The following is a 21,596-nucleotide window of genomic DNA, read 5'->3' as shown; positions in this document are numbered from 1 at the left end:
CACTTATGCACACAAAACGTCGCGCGCCGCAGCAAATAAACCTCCTCCATTCCTAGCACGAGAAAGTGCTCCGAAATCCTTCAGATGATTGATTCATATGGATTTTTTGGCATTGCTCTTTTGGCAGGCATTGTGTCGGGCCCCAGTATCCATGCGGCCTGCGGCACTCCCGCGACAGGATGTCAACAAAGTTATCCACATAAATTGTGGGATAGCAGGGGAAACCCGGATCACCATGGTTGCTGCTGATCATCCAGGCACCCGCCCGGTGGGGCGCACCGCGCATCGCCCAAAAGGCCTGCATGTGCTCGCCTGGAAGCATGAACCAGGGGTCGACGGGCGCGAAGAAGGCATTTGCCGGGCCGGGAATAGCCTGGGTTGTGCACACCGGCACGGCATCCATGAAAAACTCAATCGCGCAAAGCCTGCTGCGGAACTTTTTCCGCTCCAATCTGCAAGTGGTTGATTTGTATAGGCATTCGAAGCTTGCACTTTTGGCGGGCAACCTAGCGGAAGCACGGTTTTTCAAGGCTTGGCGGGCCGCAAGCAAGGGATATCAACAAAGTTATCCACAGAATTCGTGGACTTCCCAAGAAAACCTTGACGAATCAAGCACTTGCAGCCCACATCGCAGAAATCAGTGCAAATCGCCTCGCGCAAGCTAGCACAAAAGGCGCGGGCAATGTCCTCTTGACGAACGCTGCCAACTCCACTTATGCACACAAAACGTGATGCGGCGCAGCAAAAAAACCGCTCGGACAGCTAGCACAAAAATACCGCCCGAAAATCGTCAGATGGTTGATTCATATGGATTTTTTGCGCCTGCTGGATTTACAGGCACTCTGTCCAGGCCCAGCATCCATGCGGCCTGCACGGCGGTGAAGACAGGATGTCAACAAAGTTATCCACAAAAATGTGGGATGACTTGGAAAACGCAGTGCCATCAGCCACTTAGCGCCAAAACCACCACAGCACATGAAGTAAGGCTCGCAACCGGCGCCACAGGCCGCCGCGGCCAGTCCGGCACGGCGCCGCGCTGGAGGATTCGCGTACGATCCCCGCTCGCCCCAGTCGCCGCGCCTCCCTGATCGCCTGACCTTGCTGCCAGCCCCCTCCACCATTGTCCAAGTTGCCCTGCAGACGCCATCGCACAGCGGCGTGGGGGATCTGCTGAGCTACACCAGCGCCGAGCCCCTGCCCCCCGGAACGCTGGTGCGCGTGCCCTTGGGCACGCGCGAAGTGCTGGGGGTGGTCTGGGACCCCGACGAAGCCACCGGCGAGCTGCCCGAAGGCGCCACCATGCGGGCCATTGCCGGGGTGCTGGCCGGTGTGGCCCCGCTCGATGCGCCCTGGCGCCGCCTGGTGGGTTTCGCCGCCCGCTACTACCAGCGGGCCCTGGGCGAGGTGGCGCTGGCCGCCCTGCCGCCCCAGCTGCGCGACCTGGGCCCGGAACAGCTGGCCCGGCGCCTGCGCCGCCCGGCCGCGCCCGCTGGCGACACCGGGCAGGCCATTGCCACCGTCGCGCTGACGCCCGAGCAGGAGCACGCGCGCGCGCAGATCGCCGCCGAAAAAGGCCCGTTCGTGCTGTTCGGCAGCACGGGCAGCGGCAAGACCGAGGTCTACCTGCGCTGCGTCCAGGAGGTGCTGGACGCCGACCCGAACGCCCAGGCCCTGGTGATGGTGCCCGAGATCAACCTCACGCCGCAGCTCGAAGAGCGCTTCATCCACCGTTTTGGCCCGCGGGCCGTCGTATCGCTGCACAGCGGCATGACCAACCCGCAGCGCCTCAAGAGCTGGCTGGCGGCCCACAGCGGCGCCGCGCGCATCGTGCTGGGCACGCGCATGGCGGTGTTCGCCAGCCTGCCGGGCCTGCGCATGATCGTGGTGGACGAAGAGCACGACCCCAGCTACAAGCAGCAGGAGGGCGCCCGCTACTCGGCGCGCGATCTGGCCGTGTGGCGCGGGCGCGAGCAGGGCGCCAAGGTGCTGCTGGGCTCGGCCACCCCGTCGCTGGAGAGCTGGCACGCCAGCCGCCCCCCCACCCCGGAGGACCCCGAGGGCGGCCGCTACCTGCGCCTGCACATGCCCAGCCGCATCGGCGCCGGGCAATTGCCGCGCGTGCGGCGGGTGGACATGAACCAGCAGCCCAAGCGCGCGGTGTTCACCGCCCCGCTGCTGGCCGCCATCACCGAGCGCGTGCAGCGCGGCGAGCAGTGCATGGTGCTGCTCAACCGCCGCGGCTACGCCCCGGTGCTGCACTGCGCCGACTGCGGCTGGAAGAGCGACTGCCCCCATTGCAGCGCCCACCAGGTGTTCCACAAGACCGACCGCACCCTGCGCTGCCACCACTGCGGCTACACCGTGCGCGTGCCGCGCCATTGCCCGACCTGCGGCAGCCCCGACATCCTGTCCATGGGCCGAGGCACGGAGCAACTGGAAGAGCAGTTGGCCGACCTGCTGTCGGAGGTGCTGCGGCCCGATGGCGCGCCTGCGCGCATCGCGCGCATCGACGCGGACACCACCAAGGCCAAGGGCGCGCTCGAAGCCCAACTGGCCCAGGTGCACTCGGGCGAGGTGGATGTGCTGGTGGGCACGCAGATGATCGCCAAGGGCCACGACTTTCGCCGCATCACCCTGGTGGCGGCCGTGCAGCCCGACGGCGCGCTGTTCTCCAGCGACTTCCGCGCGGCCGAACGGCTGTTCGCCCTGCTGATGCAGGCCGGGGGGCGGGCCGGGCGCGACGCGGCCTACGTGACGGCCCAGGGTGGCGCCCCCTGCGAGATGTGGGTACAGACTTACCACCCGCAGCACGCGGTGTTCGAGGCGCTGCGCCGCCACGACTACCCGGCCTTCGCGGCCCAGCAACTGACCGAGCGCCAGGAGGCGGGCATGCCCCCCTTCGCCTACCAGGCCCTGGTGCGGGCGGACGCGCGCACCCAGGAGGTGGCCCAGGGCTTCCTCACCGCCGCCAGTGCTGCCGCCCGGGAGCACGGCCTGCCAGGGCTCCCCCATGTGACCCTGTACCCGCCCGTGCCGCTGGCCATCCAGCGGGTGGCGAATGTGGAGCGCGCCCAGATGCTGCTGGAGAGCGGCAGCCGTGCCGCGCTGCAGCGCTTTCTGGCGGCATGGCATCCCGTTCTGCATGCCGAACGCGGCGATCCCGCCCACAGGGGCCTGATCCGCTGGCTGGTGGATGTGGACCCTCTGGCGATCTAGGGCGTGTCATCACTCATTTCACCCCCGCGAAAGCCTGCAGCGCGGTGCAGTGCAAGGCGCCCTGAGTGCCGTGTAGCACGGCTACACAAGCAAAGGGCAACGCCGCAATGCGCCGCGCTGCAGGCTTTCCCTTCGGGCTGGCCCCGGCATGCGGCGTCTGCTTTGTCGCACGGCTTGCCAATAGCCCGCTATTGGCTGCACCGCGCTTCGCGCATCCATCCGCATGCCGGGGCCAGCGCGGGGGTGAAATGAATGATGACACGCCCTAGCCCCGTTAACACGCACTGATCTTTGTTACGCGAGCCCGTACAAGCCCACCCATGCAGGGGGTGCCCCGGGAAATGCGAACAAACTACAATGCCGGGTGGTGCCAGAACACCCCCAGCCGGAGGCTGCAGGGGTTGATCAGCGCCCACCCTGCAGGCCATGGGCCGCCGGCAATCCCCTTTTTACACTCCGAGCCCCCCGTGCCGAACCGGCCATTCCCACAGCAACTATGAGCAGTCTCCCCATCGGCACCGATGACGCCGGCAACCAGGAAGCCGAGCTTCTGGCCCAGTTCGCGCGCAACCTCAAGGTGCCGCTGCTCAACACCATGACGCATGCGCTGCAGGACGTGTCGCCCATCGAGGGCCTGTCGCCGGCGTTTCTGCGCAGCAACTCGCTGCTGCCTTTTTCGGTGACCGACGAGGCGGTGCACATCGCCTCCAGCGTGCCCGTGCAGCTGGCCGCGCTCGATGCCCTGAAGCAGTTCTTCACCGTGCCCACACGCCTGCACCTGGCGCCGCGCATGTGGATCCATTCGGGCCTGGACCAGGTCTACCGCCCCGAGAACGCCAACCTGGCCGCCTTCGACGACGAGAACGCCTCGGGCTCCGAGAACCCGGACGACGACCTCGAAACCCTCAAGGCCCTGGCCGAGGATGCGCCCGTGGTGCGCCTGGTGCAGTCGCTGCTGCTGCGCGCGGTGGACAGCCGCGCTTCCGACCTGCACCTGGAGGTCAGCCAGCAGAAGTTCCGCGTGCGCTACCGCATCGACGGCGTGCTGTTCGACGCAGAATCGCCGCCGCGGCGCATGTACATGGCGTCCATCTCGCACCTGAAGCTGCGCGCCAAGATGAACATCGCCGAGCGCCGTCTGCCGCAGGACGGCCGCATGAAGATGGAAGTGGGCGGCCGCCAGATCGACATGCGCGTCTCCACCGTGCCCACGGTGTACGGCGAGAGCATGGTCATCCGCCTGTTGGACCAGGGCCCCGGCATGATGGGCATGGACTCGCTCGGCCTGAACGCCGAGGCGCTGGCCATGCTGGAGGCGGCCATCGTGCAGCCGCACGGCATGATCCTGGTGACCGGCCCCACCGGCAGCGGCAAGACCAGCACGCTGTACGCCTCGCTGGGCCAGGTGAACCTGCCGGGCAACAAGATCATCACGGTGGAAGACCCGGTCGAATACCAGATCGACGGCATCAACCAGATCCAGGTCAAGTCGCAGATCGACCTGACCTTTGCCAGTGCCCTGCGCTCCATCGTGCGGCAGGATCCGGACATCATCATGGTCGGTGAAATCCGCGACCGCGAGACGGCCGAGATCTCCATCCAGTCCGCCCTCACGGGCCACCTGGTGTTCTCGACCCTGCACACCAACGACTCGTTCGGCGCGCCGCACCGGCTCATGGAGATGGGGGTGGAGAGCTACCTCATCGCCTCCTCGGTGGTGCTGATCGTGGCGCAGCGCCTGGTGCGCGTGATCTGCCCGCACTGCAAGGAAAGCACCACGCCGACCTCGGCCGACCTGCTGTTCCTGGCCGAAGAAGGCGTCGAGGCCCACCAGGTGACCGAGCTGTTCCACGGCAAGGGCTGCCACCACTGCGGCCAGTCGGGCTACATCGGCCGCACGGGCATCTATGAAATGCTGCCCATGACCACGGCGATCAAGGAAGCCATCATCCAGAAGATGCCGGCCGAAGGCGTACGCCGCAAGGCCATCGAGCAGGGTGTGCGCACCATGCGGGCCGACGGCATCAGCAAGGTGCTGGCCGGCATCACCACCCTCGAAGAGCTGGCGCGCGTGACCCGCCAGGAAATGACGTGAGGCCGCGTCCCGGTGCGGCGGGTGGGAAGGGCTCCGGCCAGGCCACCCTGGTCGAAGCCGCCACCCCGCTGCCCGCCGATCCGGCCCTGCAGCCGCCGCTGGCAAGCGACCAGAAGCCCGCGTCGTCTTCCGGCATCAACTGGACCGCCTCGCTTGGCGGCGGCAGCAAGCGCGTGGGCATCAAGCATGTGCTGGCCATGACGGAGCAGCTGCTCACCCTGCTCGATGCCGGCCTGCCGCTGGACCGGGCGCTGCACATCTGCCAGAGCAGCATCGAGCAGCCGTTCTTCCGGGGTGTGATGCAGGCCGTGGTGGTGGATGTGGAAAAGGGCAACTCGCTGGGCGATGCCTTCATGCGCCACCCCTCGGTGTTCCCGCGCCTGTACGTGAACATGGTGCGCGCGGGCGAGGAAGGCGGCGTGCTGCCCGTGGTGATGCAGCGGCTGGTGGAGTTCTACACGCGCAGCATCGAGTTCCGCTCGTTCCTGGTCACCTCGTCGATCTACCCGGTGCTGCTGTTCTTCTTCGGCGTGAGCGCGCTGCTCGGGCTCACGGTGTTCGTGCTGCCCAAGTTCGGCCAGATCTTCACCGACATGCACCAGGAGCTGCCCACGGCCGCGGCCGTGCTGATCGGCACCGGCGAGTTCCTCAAGACCTATGGCCTGTACATCCTGGGGGTGCTCGCCCTCGCCCTCACCGGCTTCGTGATGGCGCTGCGCGACGAGAAATGGCGCGAGCGCTGGCAACTGCTGCTGCTGCGCGTGCCCGTGCTCGGCCCCCTGTTGCTCAAGATCCAGCTGGCCCATGTGTGCCGCACCTGGGGAACTCTATTGGCCAGCGGGGTTCCGATACTCACCGGCATGCGCATCGTGCGCGAGCTGACCGAGCACATCCCCTTGCGAAAGGCGCTCGACCGGCTGGTGCGCGCCGTGCAGGAAGGCAAGGGCGTGTCGGGCCCGGTGCGCGCCGACCCGTTCTTTCCCCGCCTGCTGGGCCAGTTGGCCGCGGTGGGGGAGGAGTCGGGCGCGCTCGACGCCATGCTCGTGAAGGTGGCCGACCAGTATGAAAAGGATATCCAGAAGGCCACCCGCAACCTGGTGGCCCTGTTCGAGCCCATGATGATCCTGCTGATGGGCGGGCTGATCGGCACCATCGTGGTGTCGATGCTGACCGCCATCTTCTCGATCAACGACATGCCCCTGTGAATGAACAAGTGACGCAAGTAGTAGGTTTTTCAATGCATATGCCTTTCAAGTTCCCCCCGCGCACGAGCGCGCTGCGCCGCACCCGCGGCTTCACGCTGATCGAGCTGCTGATCGTCATGGTCATCCTGGGCCTTCTGGCCTCGCTGGTCGGCCCACGCCTGTTCGGTCAGCTCGATGCCTCCAAGGTCAAGGCCGCGCGCACGCAGATCGAGATGGTGGGCGCCGCCATGGACACCTACCGCCTGGACATGTCGCGCTACCCGAGCACCGAACAGGGTATCGCCGCCCTGTCGGACAAGCCCGCCGACGCGGCAGAAGCCGCCCGTTGGCGCGGCCCCTACCTCAAGAAGAAGGTGGACAAGGACCCCTGGGGCAACAGCTATGTCTACCGCTCGCCCGGCGAAAAGAGCGACTACGAGCTCCTGTCCCTGGGAGCGGACGGCAAGGAAGGCGGCAGCGGGGACGACGCCGACATCCGCAGCTGGGAATAAATCCCTGTCTGGGATTCCGTGCGGTTGCTTGATCACGCATGAAGAAAACCGCCGGGTTCACGCTGCTCGAACTGCTCTTGGTGCTGGTGCTGGTAGGCATCGGCACGGGCCTGGCCATGGTGTCGGTGGACCAGTTGGCCGGCCGCGCCGAGGAGCGCCGCTGGCTCGACCGCACGCAGCAGGAGCTCAAGCGCCTGCGCAACCGGGCCGTGCTTGGCGGCTCGCCCGTGCAAGCCACGGTGTACTTTGATGCGGGGCGCATTGCCTCGGGCGGGGGCAATGTGCTGGAGCTGCCCGAGAGCTACCGCTTCATCGCGACCGAGGCGCCCCGCCCGCGCACGGTGGCCGCACGCACCGACGAGAACGAGACCCTGGCGCTGACCTTCTACCCCGACGGCACCATGCAGGAAGCCGCCTTCCTGGTGCGCACGCCTTCGGGCGTGCAGCAGCAGTTCCGCCTGGCCCGCATCAGCGGCCGCATCGAGAGAAAAGATGCCGCACCGACGGAACCGTAGCACGCGGCTGCCGGCCCGGCCACGCCCACCCTTCCAGCACGGCTTTACCCTGCTGGAGGTGCTGGTGGCCATGGTGCTGATCGGCTTTGGCCTGGCCATCGCCTTCACCGCGATCTCGGGCACGGCACGCCTGGACGACAAGATCAACGGCCACACGGCCGCCATGGCGCTGGCACAGGCCAAGCTCGACGAGGCGCTGGCCAGCCCCACCTTCGCGGTGGCGGATGACGCCGTGGACCAGGGCTATGCCGGCACCGATTTCGGCTACCGCATCCACCTGCGCCCGTTCGAGGCGCTGACCCGGGCGCAGCAGGAGCGCATCCCCGCGTTCCGGCAAAAGCTCGAAGAGGTGGAGGTCGAGGTCTTCTGGGGCCCCAAGGGCAACCAGCAGGTCTACCGCCTGAGCAGCTACCGCATGGCACCGCCCCCGCCGGGCGAGCGCACGGCAGGCGGCGCGGCGGCGCCGACCTCGTCGACACCGCAGAACCCCGTGCGGCCCGCGCCATGAGGAGCCAGCGACGCTTATCCGCCCCGGGCATCCAGGCCGGCTTCACGCTGCTGGAGCTGATGGTGGCGCTCGCCATCTCGGCCGTGGTGGCCGTGATCGGCGCCTCGGCCATGTCCACGGCGCTCGACTTCTATGGCCGCAACGGCGACCGCGCGCGCTCGCGCGAGGAGGTGCGCGGTGCCGAGCGCATCCTGCGCCATGAATGGACCACGCGCGGCATCGCCGTCAAGGGCAGCGCCACCACACTGGAGTTCGACACCCTGCACCCGGTGATGGGCACGCCCGGTGCGGCCCCGGCCATCGCGCGTGTGGAGTACGCCTGCGAAACCGCAGAAGGCAGCAGCACCATGACGCTGGTGCACCGCGTGAGGACGCTGCCACCCGCCACCGCCGCCAACACCACCGCCCGGCCGCCAACCCCGACCTTGCTCGACACCCAGGTGCTGGCCTCGGGCCTGCGCATGTGTGCCTTCTCGTACCTGACCCGCCTGCCCAACCGCGAGGGCAAGCCCATCCCCACCTGGCTGGCCAAGTGGGAGCAGCTGCGCCAGCCACCGGACCTGCTGCGCATGGGCCTGTCGGGCGTGCGCGACGACATGCCGGCCCTGGTGTACAAGGCCCGCAGCGAGGCGGGCGCACCATGAACCGCCGCAACCCATCGCTGCGCCGCCCCCTGCGTGGCCCAGGCCAGGAGCATGGCTACATCCTGCTGTTTGCGCTGGGCCTGATGGCCGTGGTGACCACGGTGGTGCTGGGCGTCTCGGTCTCGCTGCGCCTGGATGCACAGCTGCTGGCACGCGAGAAGGACGCGCTGCAGGAAAGCTACATGCTGCAGTCCGCCGCCACCTATACCGCCCTGCAGCTGGGCATTGCCTCGGCCGTGGCCGGTGCCAACCCGCCGTTGCCCGAAGAAGTGCGCCGCAACTGGCCGCTGTGGCGCCTGCCGGAGCCTGGCGCACCGCCAGCCGCCGCGCCCAACACCGCACCTTCGGCCCAGGGCACGGCTGCGGCAGCCGCCGCCGGCTCCACGCCCACGGCGCGTTATGAAGCCACGCTGGGCCGCCAGCCGTTCACCGCCGAGCTGCAGGACGCCAGCGGCCTGCCCGATGCCAACGACCTGACCGCCCAGGAATGGGAGCGTCTGTATGCCTTGCTGGGCACCGCCCCCGAACGCGCGCGAGAGCTGGCGCTTCTGACCATGGAGTTCAAGAACCGGGTGATGGACACGCGCGGAACGGCCGGATTTTCAAGCATGCGAGAATTGACGGATTGGAACGAGATACCGCGCACCCTGGTGCGGGGTGGCACCACCCAGGTTCCCGTGGGCTTGCAGGACCTGCTGGTGGTCGGCACCAAGAACCGCAAGGTGCGGCTGGACACCACGCCCATTGTGCTGCTGCGGGCCCTGGGCAATCTCACGGACGAGCAGCTGCAGCGGCTGGCAGCCATGCGCCGCTCGGGCACGCCCATCACGGCGGCGCTGGCCCAGCAATGGACTGCCGGCACGGGGCTGATTGCGGCCGACATGGCGGGCCCGCCCACGGCCGTCACAGCGCGCTTGCGCCTGGGCGGGGCCCGGTCCACCGGTGCCGCGCTGGTGGCGACCCTGGTTCAGCAGGGTGGAAAGTTCAGCGTGGTGGACTCCATGATCGATGTAAGCGCCCGCTGACCACTGCCAACCCTGTGACCGAACGAACACCCGAAGGCTGCCTGAAAAGAAGCTCCCGACCCGATTGAAACCTCCACCGATGCGCAATTTTTCTCCCTCAGCCAGCTGGCGGCACCAGCTGGTGCTCTCCCTCTCACCGCACAGCCTGTGCATCCTGCATTTCTACCGCGGGATGCTGGGCTGGAAGCGTGCGCACGAGCTCGTGGTGCCCCTGCCCGAGGGAGACGGCTTTGCGTCGCAATTGCAGCAGCAGCTGGCCGACAGCGTGACGCGCTGGAAGATTCCGGCCGGCACGCGCGCGCACTGGGTTCTGGCCGGCGACATCCTGGGCATCGTTCCGCCCAATACCCAGGGGGCGGGCGCGCCGCCCTCGCTGCCCTTTCCGGCCAGCGACACGCGCACGCAGGTGGACGGCTTCGGCGGGGCCGAGGGCGCCTCGCTGATGTGGATGCACAAGGACTGGGTGACCGAGATCGAGCGCATCAGCAGCGCCTGCCGCCTGGCACTGGTGGAGCTGTATGCGCGTGCGCAGCTGTTCCAGCGCATCGCGGCCAAACAACCGGCCTCGCTGCGCGCCGTGGTCGAGGCCGATGCCACAGACCAGTACCTGCACGTGTACGCCGCCAACGGCACCATGCTGCGCACGCGCGTGCTCGAAGCACACGATGGCAACGAGCACCTGGCGCAGACCCTGCAGGTGGAGCTGGCCGCGCTGGGCGCGCCCGCCGACGCGGCCCCCGGCCACCCGGTGCAGCTGAGCACGCCCAGGGGCTATGCGGCCGAACCCCGAACCTGGGCCGGCTACCAGCACCATGTGCTGCCTGCGGCGTCCCATGCCGACCTGCTCGAAAAACTCTGGCGCTCGGACCAGGGTGGCATCGTCGTGCGCCACACGCACAACGACATGGTGCAGGCGCTCAAGGTGCTGAGCCTCGGGCTGGGTGCCGTGGGCATGGCGGGCCTGGCGCTGATGGTCTGGCACGATGGCCGGCTGGTGCGCCAGATCGAGGAGGGCCGCGAGCGCGTTCGCAAGGACCTGCCCAAGGTGGAAGCCGCCAAGCTGCTCAAGGCCCGCACCCTGCGCATGGCCGATGCGGTGCAGGCCGTGAACACGGCGCGCGAGGCGCCTTCCGCGCTGGGCCCTTTCTCGCAATTGGTTGCGTATTTCCCGCCGCCGCCCGCCACCTTGCAGTACTTCAGCTCCGACAATGGCGTCGTCGCGCTGGCAGGCCAGGGCAACGAGGGCAGCGTGAAATGGCTGCAGGAGCGGCCGCTGGCCGGCTTTGGCGCCTGGACCGACTTCCCCGTGCCCGAATACCTGGCCGCCAGCACCCCGCAGATCCACCTGCAGGCGCGCAAGGAAGCGCCCCAACCCATTGCCGCACCCGCCCCAGCCCAGCCACCCGCATCGGGGGCATCCCAACCATGATGAAGCGTGATCTCAAGCGGGTGCATGCCGCCCATGGCATCAAGTACTTTGCCTTTCCCGTCATCGTGCTGCTGCTGATTGCCGCCCTGGTGGACCAGCGCCTGACCGGCTACCTGGAGCACCGCGAGCAGGCCAGCGACCTGCAGACGCTGCTGGAAAGCAACCAGAACACCCTCGACCTCGACAAGAAGGTGCAGGCCAACAGCGAGCAACTGGGCGGCAGCTACACGCCCATCCAGGAGCAGCTGTTCGTGGCGAACGACATCACCGAGTCCGTCAATGCCATGCAACAGCAGGTGACCAAGCTGCTGCAGGGGCTGTATTTCGACAACATCGACCTGTCGGAATTCTCGGATGCCCCCAAGGGCAGCGTCTCGCGCATGTCGCTCACGGCGCGCTTCAACGGCGTGCCCCAGCAGCTGCCGCGCCTGCAGATCGCCCTGGCGCAATCGCCCAAGCTGCTGGTGATGGACAGGGTCGAGATCAAGGTGGTGGACGACACCCAGCGCGGCGGGCAGCAATTGCACATCGTGGCCCGCTTTTCCGGCCTGCACATGAAGCCGCTGCCCGAAGCCGCCGCCCCGGCCGCGCCTGCGGCCCCCCGCAAGTAAAACGAACACGGCTGAATTTCAGAAGACTGCAATGAAAAAATCCATTCCTCCCATGCTGCGCAAACTGACCGCTGTGAGCGTTGCGCTCTTGCCCACGCTGACGGCAACGCACCTGGTAATGGCCCAGCAGCCACCGATCAACCCCTTCACCGGTCAGCCCATGCCCGTGGTGCCCGGCGGCGGCGGCACCCCCGTGCCCGGCGGCTTCAGCATGCCCGGCATCACCTTGCAGCCGTCCCAGGCAGCGGGCACCGGGGCTGCGCCGGCCGCAGCGCCTGCGGCACCGCCCACGGCACCCGCAGCCGCACCAACGGCAGCGCCCGCCGTGCCCGCCCCGATGGCCACCATGCCCACCCCCGGCGCAGCGCCAGCAACCGCGGCCACCGCCCCCGCCAGCGGCAACCCCGGAGTGGTGCTGTCCAACACGCCCAACCCGGGCGTGACGCTCAAGTTCGACAACGCCGACATCTACGAGGTGATCCAGGTGGTGCTCGGCGAAGTGCTCAAGCTCGACTACGTGATCGACCCCACCGTGCAGGGCCGCGTCACGCTCAAGAGCACCGGGGCCATCAGCATGGCCGACATCTACAGCACGCTGGAGACGGCGCTTGCCGCGAGCAACATCTCCATCGTGCGCCAGGGCAAGCTGTACAAGGTGCTGCGCGACGCCAACGCGGTGCGCGACGCCGGCCTGGGCCCGGGCGTGGGCGCGGCCTCGTCGGTGATGCAGATCATCCCGGTGCAGTTCGTGCAGGCCAACCAGCTGGCCAACACGCTGCGCGGTTTTGTAGGCGCGCAGGCGGCCATCACCAACGACCCCTCCAACCGCTACCTGATCGTGGTGGACAAGGCCGCCAACGTCGAGAAGATCGTCGAGATGGTCAAGACCCTGGACTCGGACTACGTGAGCCAGGTGCAGATCAAGCTGTTCCCGCTCGCCCACAGCGAAGCGGCCGACGTGGCCAAGGAACTGGACGCCATCTTCAAGACCTCGGGCATCCTCAACCGGCCCGGCACCGACGCGAACAAGACCTACTTCCTGCCTGTGGCGCGCATGAATGCCGTGATGGTGGCTGCCGCCAACCCTGCCCTGCTGCAGACGGCGGAGCAGTGGATCAAGACGCTGGATGCCGAGCCGCGCAATGGACTGGGCTCGTTCGTGCATGTGTACCCGGTGGCCAACGGAAATGCGGCCAATCTGGCGAGCCTGGTGACGCAGATCTTTGGAGGGGCGGCACCGACCCAGAACAATGCGAACACGGGGGCTTCCGGGTTGCCATCAGCGTCGAGTTCCGCGTTCAATTCGGCTACGGGGGCCACGGGTACCAGTACTGGACTGGCCGGTGCTGCAACGGGCACCAACAGCCAGAACAACAGCTCTGCAGCGCGCACCATCGAACGGGGGAACACGCCCTCGCAAGGCACCACCGGCACCGCACCCGGCCTCGGTGGCTCGGTGCAAGTGATTGCAGACACGGAAACCAACACCCTCATCGTTCGCGCCTCTCCTCAAGATTATCAACAGGTGCGCAAGGTATTGGAGCGCCTGGATTCATCACCGCGCCAGGTTTTAGTTCAAGTGATGGTCGCTGAAGTAGGTCTCACCGATGCGCTGCAGTACGGTGTGGAGTGGTGGATCAAATCTGCCTTGAGCACCGGTGGCAAGAGTTGGCCCGGCTTTGCAGGTCTAGAAGGCGCGATCAAGGGGTCCGATGTCATAAGCCAAGCAGCAACAGGCGCCACGCCGAGCGTCATGGGAACAGGAACCGGCTTCAACTACGCAGTTCTTGGAGGTTCTGGCCAGGTCATCGGGTTGCTGAATGCCCTGGGGAAAGATACCAATGTGAACGTACTGTCGACACCTCATGTGCTCGCCAGTGATGGCAAGGTTGCGAAGATCGAGGTGGGTAATGAAGTTCCCATCATCACGCAGACGGTTTCCACGCCGAGCAACAACCTGATCGGCAGCAACCAGTTCTCCACGTCTAATTCGGTGCAATACCGACCTACCGGCATTCTGCTTGAGGTCAAGCCCAGCATCACTTCCACCGGCCGGATCACCCTGAGCATTGCGCAGGAGGTCAGCAGCCTCGGAGGAAATGTTTCCGCTGGAGGGGCCTTGTATCCAAGCTTTCAAAAACGCAAAGTCACAACCGACGCAACCATCGAGGATGGCAAGACGATCATGCTCGCCGGCCTCATAGAAGAGCGTCGGGATGACACCGTGAATGGCATCCCGCTTCTGAAAGATATCCCAGTGGTGGGAGCGCTTTTTGGCAACACCAGCAAGTCAAAGACCAAGACCGAATTGCTGATTACGATTACCCCCTATATCGTCAGCAACCGTGATGAAGCTGACCGCTTGGCAGGTACTTTCCAGGACAGTCTTCAGAAGCTGCGTGTGATGCTCCAAGACAAAGACAGCGCAGTAGCACCGAACCTCAGCCGCGACGCACCCGCGCGCACTCAGCAAAAACCTGCCGCCTTGAAGGCCCCACAGATCCAGAACAGCGAAGCCTTCGTCAACTGATCCCGCTGGCCCCACAACAAAACAGCCCACCTCGGTGGGCTGTTTTGCTTCGGGGGTGGCCTCAGGTCAGCAGTGCCACCGCCGCTGAAAAACTCACAAACGCCAACGCCGTCGACACCAGAATGATGCGCGCCACGCGCCCGTTGTTGGCGCCAAAGCGCTCGGCCAGCAGCGAGACATTGCTGGCGCTGGGCAGGGCCGCGACCAGCACCAGCACGGTGAGCGCAAACGGCGTGAGCGGCACGCCGGCGGCGATGGCGGCCGTGCCCACGGCCCAGACCAGCACCGGGTGCACCAGCAGCTTGGCCAGGGCCACGGGCACATACTCGCCCGCGGGCACCTGCTCGTGCTGGTTCATCTGCGAGCGCGCCAGCACGGCGCCGATGGTGAACAGCGCCACGGGCGAGGCGGCATCGGCCAGCATGGCCACGGTGCGGTCCACCGGGCCGGGGAGCTTGAAACTGAGGGCCGAGGCCAGCGCGCCCAGGGCGATGGACCAGGGCATGGGATTGGTGGCCATGCCCTTGAAGGCATTGCGCAGCGCCACGCCCACGCCGTGCGTGCCCGCGCCGTCCATGCGCGACAGGGCGATGCACAGCGAGCTGGTGACCAGCATGTCCACCGCGATGGTGACGATGGCGGGCCCCGCGGCCTGCGCGCCGAGCAGCGCCACGAGCAGCGGCACGCCCATGAAGCCGGTGTTGGGGAACGCGGCCACCAAGGCGCCGAAGGCCGCGTCGTTCCAGCCGATGCGCCCGCGGCGCGTGAGGGCAACGGTGGCCGCCACCATGATGAGCGCGCACAGCACATAGACGCCGACCACGGCCGGGTCGAGCAGTTGTGCAATGGGCGTGCTGGCGCCAAAGCGGTACAGCATGCAGGGCAGCGCAAAGTACAGCACGAAGGCGTTGAGCCCCGGAATGGCCGGCTGCGGCAGGATGCCGCGCCGGGCGGCCAAGTAGCCGCACAGTACGAGCGCAAAGAAGGGGAAGGTGACGAGCAGGACGGAGAGCACGGGGATATTGTCGGGCGGCCCGGGCCTTGCCGGGCCGCAGCGCCAGCGCAGAGTCAGACGGGGGCCCTCGCCTGCGGCGAGGCCACGCCCAGGGTCATTGCTTGCGCTGGATGATGAGATTGCGCTTGGCATCCTCGGGGTAGGCAAAGGTGATGGCGCCGTTCTTCACCGCGCCGATCACCAGCATGTTGCGCGTGATGGCGTCCTTGTCGGTGGCGCTGAACGGTTTGTCGTAGGTAGCCACCACGCCGTAGTAAGTCTTCATCTTGCCCTCCAGCGACTCCTTGAGCACCGGGCCGTTGAGGTTGCCATCGCGGATGCCCAGGAAGGCATACATCAGCAAATAGGTCGCATCGTAGGCATTGGCCGCCGCCATGGGCACGGCCAGCTTGCGCTGGAACTTGCGCGTGTAGCTCGACAAAAAGGAGGCGCGGCGCTCGTTGCTGGGCTCGGCGATGAAGGTCTGCACCATGAGCGCGCCCTCGGCCGCATCGCGCGCACCGTCGAGGAAGAACGGGAACGACAAGGTCCACGGCCCGACCTGCGGCACCTTCCAGCCCAGGGTCTTCTTGCCGTTGGCGATGACGGCATTCTCCTGCCCGACGGTGTAGCTGAAGACCACGTTGGCACCGGCACTGCGCGCGGCCGTCAGCTCGGCGGTGAGGTCCTTCACCCCGAGGTCGAACCGCGCCACGTGCACGGGTTTGAGGTTCTTGGCGGCGAGCGCGGCCACCACGTCGTTGTAGCCGCCTTCGCCGTAGCCGGTCTTGTCGGCGAAGATGGCCACCTTGTCCCAGCCGCGCTTGACGATGTCTTCCACCATGAAGGGGGCCTGCAGGGCATCGCGCCCCTGCACGCGGAAGATGTAGCTCTCGGCCGGCGGGTACTTGGCCGTGACGGCCGTGCCCGAGGAGCAGGGCACGATGAGCGGTGATTTGGCGTCCTGGAACAGGTCGATGGCCTTCATGGCCACCCCGGTGTTGCAAAAGCCGATGGTGGCGACGACCTTCTCGGCCAGCAGTTCCTGCGAGACCTTGCGCCCCTGGTCGGGGTTGGCGGCGTCGTCCTTGACCACCAGTTCCAGCGGCCGGCCCAGGTAGCCGCCGCCGGCATTGATCTCGTCCACCGCCATGCGGATGCCGTTGAGCATGGGCACGCCGAAGTCGGCCGAGGCACCGGTGAACGGCCCGACCACGCCGATGCGTACGGGCGCGGTGCTGCCGATCTGTGCCCGCGCAGGCAAGGCGGCCAGTGCGGTCGCAACCAGTGCGCCCACGAGAAGAAACGCGCCGTTCCACCAGGCACGTTGCTGCAAGGTGGCGGCGGCGCTGGCGCGCGATGGCGCGAGGCTCTTGATCGGCATGGCACGGCCTTTCGGGCTTGTCTCGTTGGTCCGTGCAGTATCAAAGTGCCCACAGACCAGGGACAGCGGGGTTTCCCGCAGGAAGGCGCGTGCCAGCGCGCGCCGTCAGAATTCGATCAGCTTTTCGACATCCTGCACCTTGCGGCGGGCCAGGGCCAGGTTGGCGCGCGCCTTGTCGAGCACCACATAAATGAAGATGCCTTCCTTGGACGCCATGGGACGGATGATGTGGTACTGCTTGCCCAGCGTGATCAGGATGTCGTCGATGGTGTCCTGCAGGCCCAGCGCCTGCATGGTCTTGTTCTTGGCTCGCACCACCTCGGTGTTGCCGGCGGCGGCCAGTTCCATGTCCACCCCCGTGCCGATGCTGCCCAGCAGCATGCCGCTGCCGCTGTCGACGATGGCGGCGCACAGTGCGCCTTCCACGGCCTGCAGTTGGTTCAGGGATTCATTGAGAGTCGCCATTTTTGGGGGTTCCTAGGGGTTCTATTCGCACTGGCTGGAAGGGTGAGTGGGCGCAGGCTGCCAATGAAACGCCCGCGCCCGGAAATCGGTCGCAAGAGCGTTCGTCAGGCCCGGGACATCTCTTGCATCACTTCGCCCGCAGCCCACAGGGCACGGCCCAGCAAGGCATCGCTGCCCAGCACCAGGCACAGGATGCAGGGCACGGGCGCATCGATGGACTGGAAGACCACGGTGCTGCCCTCGGCCTCGAAGGTCAGGCGCTTGCACTGCGGGCTCTGGATCTCGCGGCCCACGGCACGGGCCATGGCCATGAGCGAACTGGCCATGGCCGAGAGGCGGCCCGCCTGCAGCTCGCTGCGGTTGCGCAGGCAGGCGATCTCGAAACCGTCTGGCGTGGCCAGCAGCGCCAGCTGCAGGCCGGAGATGGGGGCGGCATGGGTTTCAAGCGCACGCTGGGCGGTCTGCGCCAGCGCTTCGGAAATCAGGGAGGAACTTCTGCTGTTCATGGGGATTCGCTGCGAAGGGACAACATCGACACCAGCACGCTCAGGGCCTGGAGCACATCGGCGCGCTTTCTCACATCGACCTGGAGCACGGGCACCACGCCATGGCCTGCGGCCTGCAGCCCGTCCGCAAAGGCCTGGGTGGCGGCAGCCGAGGCGGGGCGGGCGCTCAGCACCAGGGCCATGGGCGGGTTCTGGGCCGCGGCGGCCTCGGCAAGCAGCGCCCCGGCTGCCTGCACGGCATGGGCTTCATTCACGTCGACCATCACGAACACGCCCACCGAGGCGGACACCACCCACTGGCGCAGGAAGTCGAAGCGGTCCTGCCCGGGGCAACCGCAGACCTGCACGAACTCGCCATCGCCCAGGTCGATCTGGCCGAACTCGGCGCCCACGGTGGTGAATTCCTTGGCATGGGACTGGCGGTCCATGTTGGGCACGTCGGTGGCCACCATGTCATCGCCGCACAGCGCCCGGATGGCCGTGGTCTTGCCCACGCCCATGGGGCCCATGAAGGCGATGCGTGGCATCGGGGAGGTGCTGGAATAGGACATCAGTTCTCCATGGTGCTATATGCCACCGTAGCCTCTGCAACTGGCGCAGCCCAGGCCAGTGTCACCGCGCAAGGGCCGCCCCGCCGCGCTGGGGACGTCCCCCTCCCGACTCGCGCAGCGAGGAGAGAGAGGGGTGAAGGCGCAAAGCGACTCAGGGGGTGCTTCACGGCCTGCTGGCCCCGCTGATCCAGTGGGAGAGGCGGCGCACCAATCCTTTGTTCACTGGTGCCGGGCGGCGGGATTCGGCAGCAGTTGACGGGGGCGCCACCGGCTGCGCAGGTGCGATCACCTGCAGCACCTTGCGGCGCGCCAGTTCCTTGAGCAGCTCGGCCAGTTCCGTCGGCGCCAGGCCGCTGTGGGTGTGCAGCTGCTGCGCGGTCACGGGCTGGCGCGCAAGCAGGGCCAGCGCGCTGATGCATCCGGAGCTGTCGAACGGCGGACCCAGGAACACCCAGGCACCGAGCCGGTAGCGGCTGCCCTGGGCTGCGGCCATGGCGGCTGTGCCAGCGGCCGCAGGGGGTGTGGGCTGGATGGTGCTGTGGGCAAATGCACGCGACGGCGTCGATACGGGGACCACGGGAGGAATGGCCGCAGGTTGCGCCGCCACGCCGACCACGGCTGGCGCGGCGGGCCGGCGTGCCTTCCAGTCCAGCAGGAAGACGGCGGCGCGGTCCAGGATGTCGATCAGGTCGGCCACGGTGTAGTCCTGCGGCAGGCGCCCCACCCAGGCATCGGCAAAGCGCACGGCCGCCTGCTCGCGCCCGATCCAGATCACGCAAGGCGGCAAGGGCTGCAGGCGCACCAGGTTCGACGACACGTCGAGCATGGCCACCTGGGCTTGCTCCAGAGGCGATTCGCGCCAGGCAAAGACGGATTTGCGGGCCGCGACACCGAACAGCTCGGAAAACCGGGCGCGCAATGCGGGGGCCAGCAAGCCGGTCGCCAGATCCCCCTTCAGATTGGTCTTCACGCAAAATACTCCGCAGTGCAGGGTGTAACCGGTCAGTTTAAGTGAGCACTCCATTCGCAACCAGTACAAAACCGTATCAGTCAGGTTTTGTGACAGTAGTTGACCTTTCTGTTGCCAATTGTTCACATCAAGCCCCGAGATGTGCCCAAGGTATGATCTGCCATCCCCGTGCTGCAAACCACGCCGCGCGCCTTCGGCGCATGCGCGTCACCCCTCCCTGGTCGCTGCCTCCCCCATGTCTTTCGGTCTCAACCTCGCCCAGCTCCAGGCTGTTCACTACACCGACGGGCCCTGCCTCGTGCTGGCCGGTGCCGGTTCGGGCAAGACGCGGGTGATCACGCAGAAGATCGCGCACATGATCGAGCGCGGGCTCGAGCCCAAGCGCATTGCGGCCATCACCTTCACGAACAAGGCAGCCGCCGAGATGCGCGAGCGTGCCAAGGGCCTGATCGGCAAGCGCGCCAAGGATGTGCTGATCTGCACCTTCCACGCACTGGGGGTGCGCATGGTGCGCGAGGACGGCGCGGTGCTGGGCCTCAAACCCCAGTTCAGCATCCTCGATGCGGACGACGTGACCGGCATCCTCAAGGACGCGGCCGGCGGCACGGTGGACATGGCCACGGCGCGCCAGTGGCAGTGGACCATCAGCGCCTGGAAGAACAAGGGCCTGACTTCCGAACAGGCGCTGGCCGCGGCGGCGGACGACAACGAGCGCAGCATTGCGGTGCTGATGACGCGCTACGAAGAGCGCCTGGCGGCCTACCAGAGCGTGGACTTCGACGACCTGATCGGCATGCCGCTGCGCCTGCTGCGCGACTTCCCCGAAGTGCGTGCCAAGTGGCAGGCGCTGCTGGGCCATGTGCTGGTGGACGAGTACCAGGACACCAATGCCACGCAGTACGAGCTGCTGAAGCTGCTGGTGGGCGAGCGCGCGCACTTCACGGCCGTGGGTGACGATGACCAGTCCATTTACGGCTGGCGCGGCGCCACGCTCGACAACCTGCGCAAGCTGCCGCTGGATTTCCCGGCGCTCAAGGTCATCAAGCTGGAGCAGAACTACCGCTCGACCAGTGCCATCCTGCGCGCGGCCAACAATGTGATCGGGCCCAACCCCAAGCTCTTTCCCAAGACGCTGTTCAGCGAGCTGGGCGAGGGCGAGCCGGTGCGCGTGATCGACGCGGACAGCGAGGAGCACGAGGCCGAACGCGCCGTGGCGCGCATCCTGAGCCTGCGCGCCGCCGCCAACCCGCCGCCTGACTGGAAGCAGTTCGCCATCCTGTACCGCGCCAACCACCAGGCCAAACCCTTCGAGAAGGCGCTGCGCCGGGTGAACATTCCCTACAAGGTCTCGGGCGGCACGAGCTTCTTCGACCGCGCGGAGATCAAGGACCTGTGCGCCTGGTTCCGGCTGTGGATCAACAACGACGACGATCCGGCCTTCCTGCGCTGCATCACCAGCCCCAAGCGGGGCATCGGCCACACCACGCTGGGCGCCCTGGGTGCATTTGCCACGCAGCACAAGCAAAGCATGTTCGCGGCGCTGTTCAACAACATGCTGCCGGCGGCGGTGCCCAAGCGCGCGCTGGAAAGCCTGCACGAGTTCGGCCGCTACATCAACGACCTGGAATACCGCGCCCGGCACACCCATGGCGCCGAGGCCTCGCGCACCTTCCTGGGCGAGTGGCTCAAGGAGATCGGCTACGAGCAGCACCTGTACGACGGCGAAGACAGCGAGACGGTGGCGGCTGCGCGCTGGACCAATGTGCTCGAATTCTGCGACTGGATGGCCCAGCGCGCGGGCGGGCAGATCGACGACAGTTCGGGCACGCCCATCGCGGCCGAAACCAAGAGCCTGCTGGAGGTCTCGCAGACCATCGCCCTGCTGTCCACCATTTCCGAACGCGAGCAGGACCAGGACATGGTGGTGCTCTCGACCCTGCATGCGTCCAAGGGCCTGGAGTGGCCGCACGTGATTCTGGTGGGGGTGACCGAGGGCATGCTGCCCTTCAAGCTCGACGACGACGAGGGCCGCCAAAAGGTGGTGGCCGAGGACACGCAGCAGCGCCTGCAGGAAGAGCGGCGCCTGATGTACGTGGGCATCACCCGGGCGCAGCGCACGCTGGCCGTGAGCTGGACCAAGCGGCGCAAGAAGGGCCGCGAGATGGTGCAGGCCCGGCCGAGCCGCTTCATCGCCGAGATGGGGCTGGACCGCACCACCGCCCGCGAAGACCCGCGAGAAAAGCTCAGGGCCCTGCGCGCGGAGTTCGCGGCCAAGGCCAAGGCCAGCAGCGACGCTGCACCTATGTGACGCGCGCACGCAACACCCGCATGTAGGTCAAGATCGCCACCGACATCCGGCGGCGGCCCGTCTCTGGAAAAATGGGCACCGGCAAGCAATCCAGCGACCTGGCCCCGTCAGGTCGCCCACTGCCATCGCGGCAAGAATCACCATGTACA

Annotated in this window: 19 protein-coding genes; 12 read left to right on the top strand and 7 right to left on the bottom strand. The window is 67.0% G+C overall.

All coding sequences use genetic code 11. The features are described from left to right. Positions 1-52: 52 nt before the first annotated feature. Positions 53-403, bottom strand: coding sequence for a hypothetical protein (locus AC07X5_RS16825; protein WP_494771088.1), 351 nt, complete (start codon positions 401-403; stop codon positions 53-55). A gap of 698 nt (positions 404-1,101) precedes the next feature. Here AC07X5_RS16825 and priA point away from each other — a divergent pair. The 11 genes from priA to gspD all read left to right on the top strand — a co-directional run bounded on the left by priA (position 1,102) and on the right by gspD (position 14,269). Beyond that, positions 1,102-3,216 carry a replication restart helicase PriA gene (priA, locus tag AC07X5_RS16820; RefSeq protein WP_494771163.1) on the top strand — a complete coding sequence of 705 codons (2,115 nt, stop codon included), beginning with the start codon at positions 1,102-1,104 and terminating at the stop codon, positions 3,214-3,216. A gap of 496 nt (positions 3,217-3,712) precedes the next feature. Continuing rightward, positions 3,713-5,311 (top strand): GspE/PulE family protein, encoded by a 1,599-nt coding sequence (locus AC07X5_RS16815; RefSeq protein ID WP_494771087.1) that lies wholly within the window; start codon positions 3,713-3,715, stop codon positions 5,309-5,311. After that, complete coding sequence (locus AC07X5_RS16810; RefSeq protein ID WP_494771086.1) at positions 5,308-6,516, top strand: type II secretion system F family protein; 1,209 nt, start codon at positions 5,308-5,310, stop codon at positions 6,514-6,516. Before AC07X5_RS16815 ends, AC07X5_RS16810 begins: the two co-directional genes overlap by 4 nt. A 32-nt stretch (positions 6,517-6,548) precedes the next feature. Then, complete coding sequence (gene gspG, locus AC07X5_RS16805) at positions 6,549-7,007, top strand: type II secretion system major pseudopilin GspG (protein ID WP_409957332.1); 459 nt, start codon at positions 6,549-6,551, stop codon at positions 7,005-7,007. Positions 7,008-7,045: 38 nt separating this feature from the next. Continuing rightward, a complete protein-coding gene (locus AC07X5_RS16800; RefSeq protein ID WP_494771085.1) occupies positions 7,046-7,522 on the top strand; it encodes a prepilin-type N-terminal cleavage/methylation domain-containing protein in 477 nt (158 codons plus the stop codon). Further along, positions 7,500-8,030, top strand: coding sequence for a type IV pilus modification PilV family protein (locus tag AC07X5_RS16795; protein ID WP_494771084.1), 531 nt, complete (start codon positions 7,500-7,502; stop codon positions 8,028-8,030). Before AC07X5_RS16800 ends, AC07X5_RS16795 begins: the two co-directional genes overlap by 23 nt. Further along, positions 8,027-8,674, top strand: coding sequence for a PulJ/GspJ family protein (locus tag AC07X5_RS16790; RefSeq protein WP_494771083.1), 648 nt, complete (start codon positions 8,027-8,029; stop codon positions 8,672-8,674). The genes AC07X5_RS16795 and AC07X5_RS16790 overlap by 4 nt, the downstream gene beginning before the upstream one ends. After that, complete coding sequence (locus AC07X5_RS16785) at positions 8,671-9,699, top strand: hypothetical protein (protein WP_494771082.1); 1,029 nt, start codon at positions 8,671-8,673, stop codon at positions 9,697-9,699. Before AC07X5_RS16790 ends, AC07X5_RS16785 begins: the two co-directional genes overlap by 4 nt. Positions 9,700-9,778: 79 nt before the next feature. Next, a complete protein-coding gene (locus AC07X5_RS16780) occupies positions 9,779-11,128 on the top strand; it encodes a hypothetical protein (protein ID WP_494771081.1) in 1,350 nt (449 codons plus the stop codon). Continuing rightward, complete coding sequence (locus AC07X5_RS16775) at positions 11,125-11,739, top strand: hypothetical protein (protein ID WP_409957343.1); 615 nt, start codon at positions 11,125-11,127, stop codon at positions 11,737-11,739. The genes AC07X5_RS16780 and AC07X5_RS16775 overlap by 4 nt, the downstream gene beginning before the upstream one ends. A gap of 31 nt (positions 11,740-11,770) precedes the next feature. Beyond that, entirely contained in the window at positions 11,771-14,269 is a 2,499-nt protein-coding gene (gene gspD / locus AC07X5_RS16770) for a type II secretion system secretin GspD (protein WP_494771080.1), read from the top strand. A gap of 61 nt (positions 14,270-14,330) precedes the next feature. On the opposite strand, the gene AC07X5_RS16765 is transcribed toward gspD, so the two are convergent. The 6 genes from AC07X5_RS16765 to AC07X5_RS16740 form a co-directional block, all read right to left on the bottom strand. Then, positions 14,331-15,284, bottom strand: coding sequence for an AEC family transporter (locus AC07X5_RS16765; RefSeq protein ID WP_494771079.1), 954 nt, complete (start codon positions 15,282-15,284; stop codon positions 14,331-14,333). 94 nt (positions 15,285-15,378) lie between these two features. Further along, positions 15,379-16,647: an ABC transporter substrate-binding protein gene (locus AC07X5_RS16760; RefSeq protein WP_494771078.1), complete on the bottom strand. Its 1,269-nt coding sequence runs from the start codon at positions 16,645-16,647 to the stop codon at positions 15,379-15,381. A 105-nt stretch (positions 16,648-16,752) separates the two neighbouring features. Then, positions 16,753-17,112, bottom strand: coding sequence for a hypothetical protein (locus AC07X5_RS16755; RefSeq protein WP_494771077.1), 360 nt, complete (start codon positions 17,110-17,112; stop codon positions 16,753-16,755). A gap of 104 nt (positions 17,113-17,216) precedes the next feature. After that, positions 17,217-17,618 carry a roadblock/LC7 domain-containing protein gene (locus AC07X5_RS16750; RefSeq protein WP_494771076.1) on the bottom strand — a complete coding sequence of 134 codons (402 nt, stop codon included), beginning with the start codon at positions 17,616-17,618 and terminating at the stop codon, positions 17,217-17,219. After that, entirely contained in the window at positions 17,615-18,169 is a 555-nt protein-coding gene (locus AC07X5_RS16745; RefSeq protein WP_494771075.1) for a GTP-binding protein, read from the bottom strand. Before AC07X5_RS16745 ends, AC07X5_RS16750 begins: the two co-directional genes overlap by 4 nt. A 163-nt stretch (positions 18,170-18,332) precedes the next feature. Then, positions 18,333-19,139 carry a hypothetical protein gene (locus AC07X5_RS16740; protein ID WP_494771074.1) on the bottom strand — a complete coding sequence of 269 codons (807 nt, stop codon included), beginning with the start codon at positions 19,137-19,139 and terminating at the stop codon, positions 18,333-18,335. A 235-nt stretch (positions 19,140-19,374) separates the two neighbouring features. Here AC07X5_RS16740 and AC07X5_RS16735 point away from each other — a divergent pair, with 235 nt between their 5' ends. After that, positions 19,375-21,447, top strand: a complete 2,073-nt coding sequence (locus AC07X5_RS16735) for an ATP-dependent helicase (protein WP_494771073.1) — start codon at positions 19,375-19,377, stop codon at positions 21,445-21,447. Positions 21,448-21,596 lie beyond the last annotated feature (149 nt).

Source organism: Acidovorax sp. GW458-11-26-14-TSB4 (assembly GCF_059423865.1).
The sequence above is the reverse complement of the archived record's forward strand: the minus strand, read 5'-3'. Positions and strand labels throughout refer to the sequence as shown.

Bases quoted from the DNA above. Each gene is read 5' to 3' on its own strand.
- AC07X5_RS16825 (WP_494771088.1), bottom strand. From the start codon at position 403: ATGGATGCCGTGCCGGTGTGCACAACCCAGGCTATTCCCGGCCCGGCA.
- AC07X5_RS16815 (WP_494771087.1), top strand. From the start codon at position 3,713: ATGAGCAGTCTCCCCATCGGCACCGATGACGCCGGCAACCAGGAAGCC.
- gspG (WP_409957332.1), top strand. From the start codon at position 6,549: ATGCATATGCCTTTCAAGTTCCCCCCGCGCACGAGCGCGCTGCGCCGC.
- AC07X5_RS16800 (WP_494771085.1), top strand. From the start codon at position 7,046: ATGAAGAAAACCGCCGGGTTCACGCTGCTCGAACTGCTCTTGGTGCTG.
- AC07X5_RS16795 (WP_494771084.1), top strand. From the start codon at position 7,500: ATGCCGCACCGACGGAACCGTAGCACGCGGCTGCCGGCCCGGCCACGC.
- AC07X5_RS16790 (WP_494771083.1), top strand. From the start codon at position 8,027: ATGAGGAGCCAGCGACGCTTATCCGCCCCGGGCATCCAGGCCGGCTTC.
- AC07X5_RS16785 (WP_494771082.1), top strand. From the start codon at position 8,671: ATGAACCGCCGCAACCCATCGCTGCGCCGCCCCCTGCGTGGCCCAGGC.
- AC07X5_RS16780 (WP_494771081.1), top strand. From the start codon at position 9,779: ATGCGCAATTTTTCTCCCTCAGCCAGCTGGCGGCACCAGCTGGTGCTC.
- AC07X5_RS16775 (WP_409957343.1), top strand. From the start codon at position 11,125: ATGATGAAGCGTGATCTCAAGCGGGTGCATGCCGCCCATGGCATCAAG.
- gspD (WP_494771080.1), top strand. From the start codon at position 11,771: ATGAAAAAATCCATTCCTCCCATGCTGCGCAAACTGACCGCTGTGAGC.
- AC07X5_RS16760 (WP_494771078.1), bottom strand. From the start codon at position 16,647: ATGCCGATCAAGAGCCTCGCGCCATCGCGCGCCAGCGCCGCCGCCACC.
- AC07X5_RS16755 (WP_494771077.1), bottom strand. From the start codon at position 17,112: ATGGCGACTCTCAATGAATCCCTGAACCAACTGCAGGCCGTGGAAGGC.
- AC07X5_RS16750 (WP_494771076.1), bottom strand. From the start codon at position 17,618: ATGAACAGCAGAAGTTCCTCCCTGATTTCCGAAGCGCTGGCGCAGACC.
- AC07X5_RS16745 (WP_494771075.1), bottom strand. From the start codon at position 18,169: ATGTCCTATTCCAGCACCTCCCCGATGCCACGCATCGCCTTCATGGGC.
- AC07X5_RS16735 (WP_494771073.1), top strand. From the start codon at position 19,375: ATGTCTTTCGGTCTCAACCTCGCCCAGCTCCAGGCTGTTCACTACACC.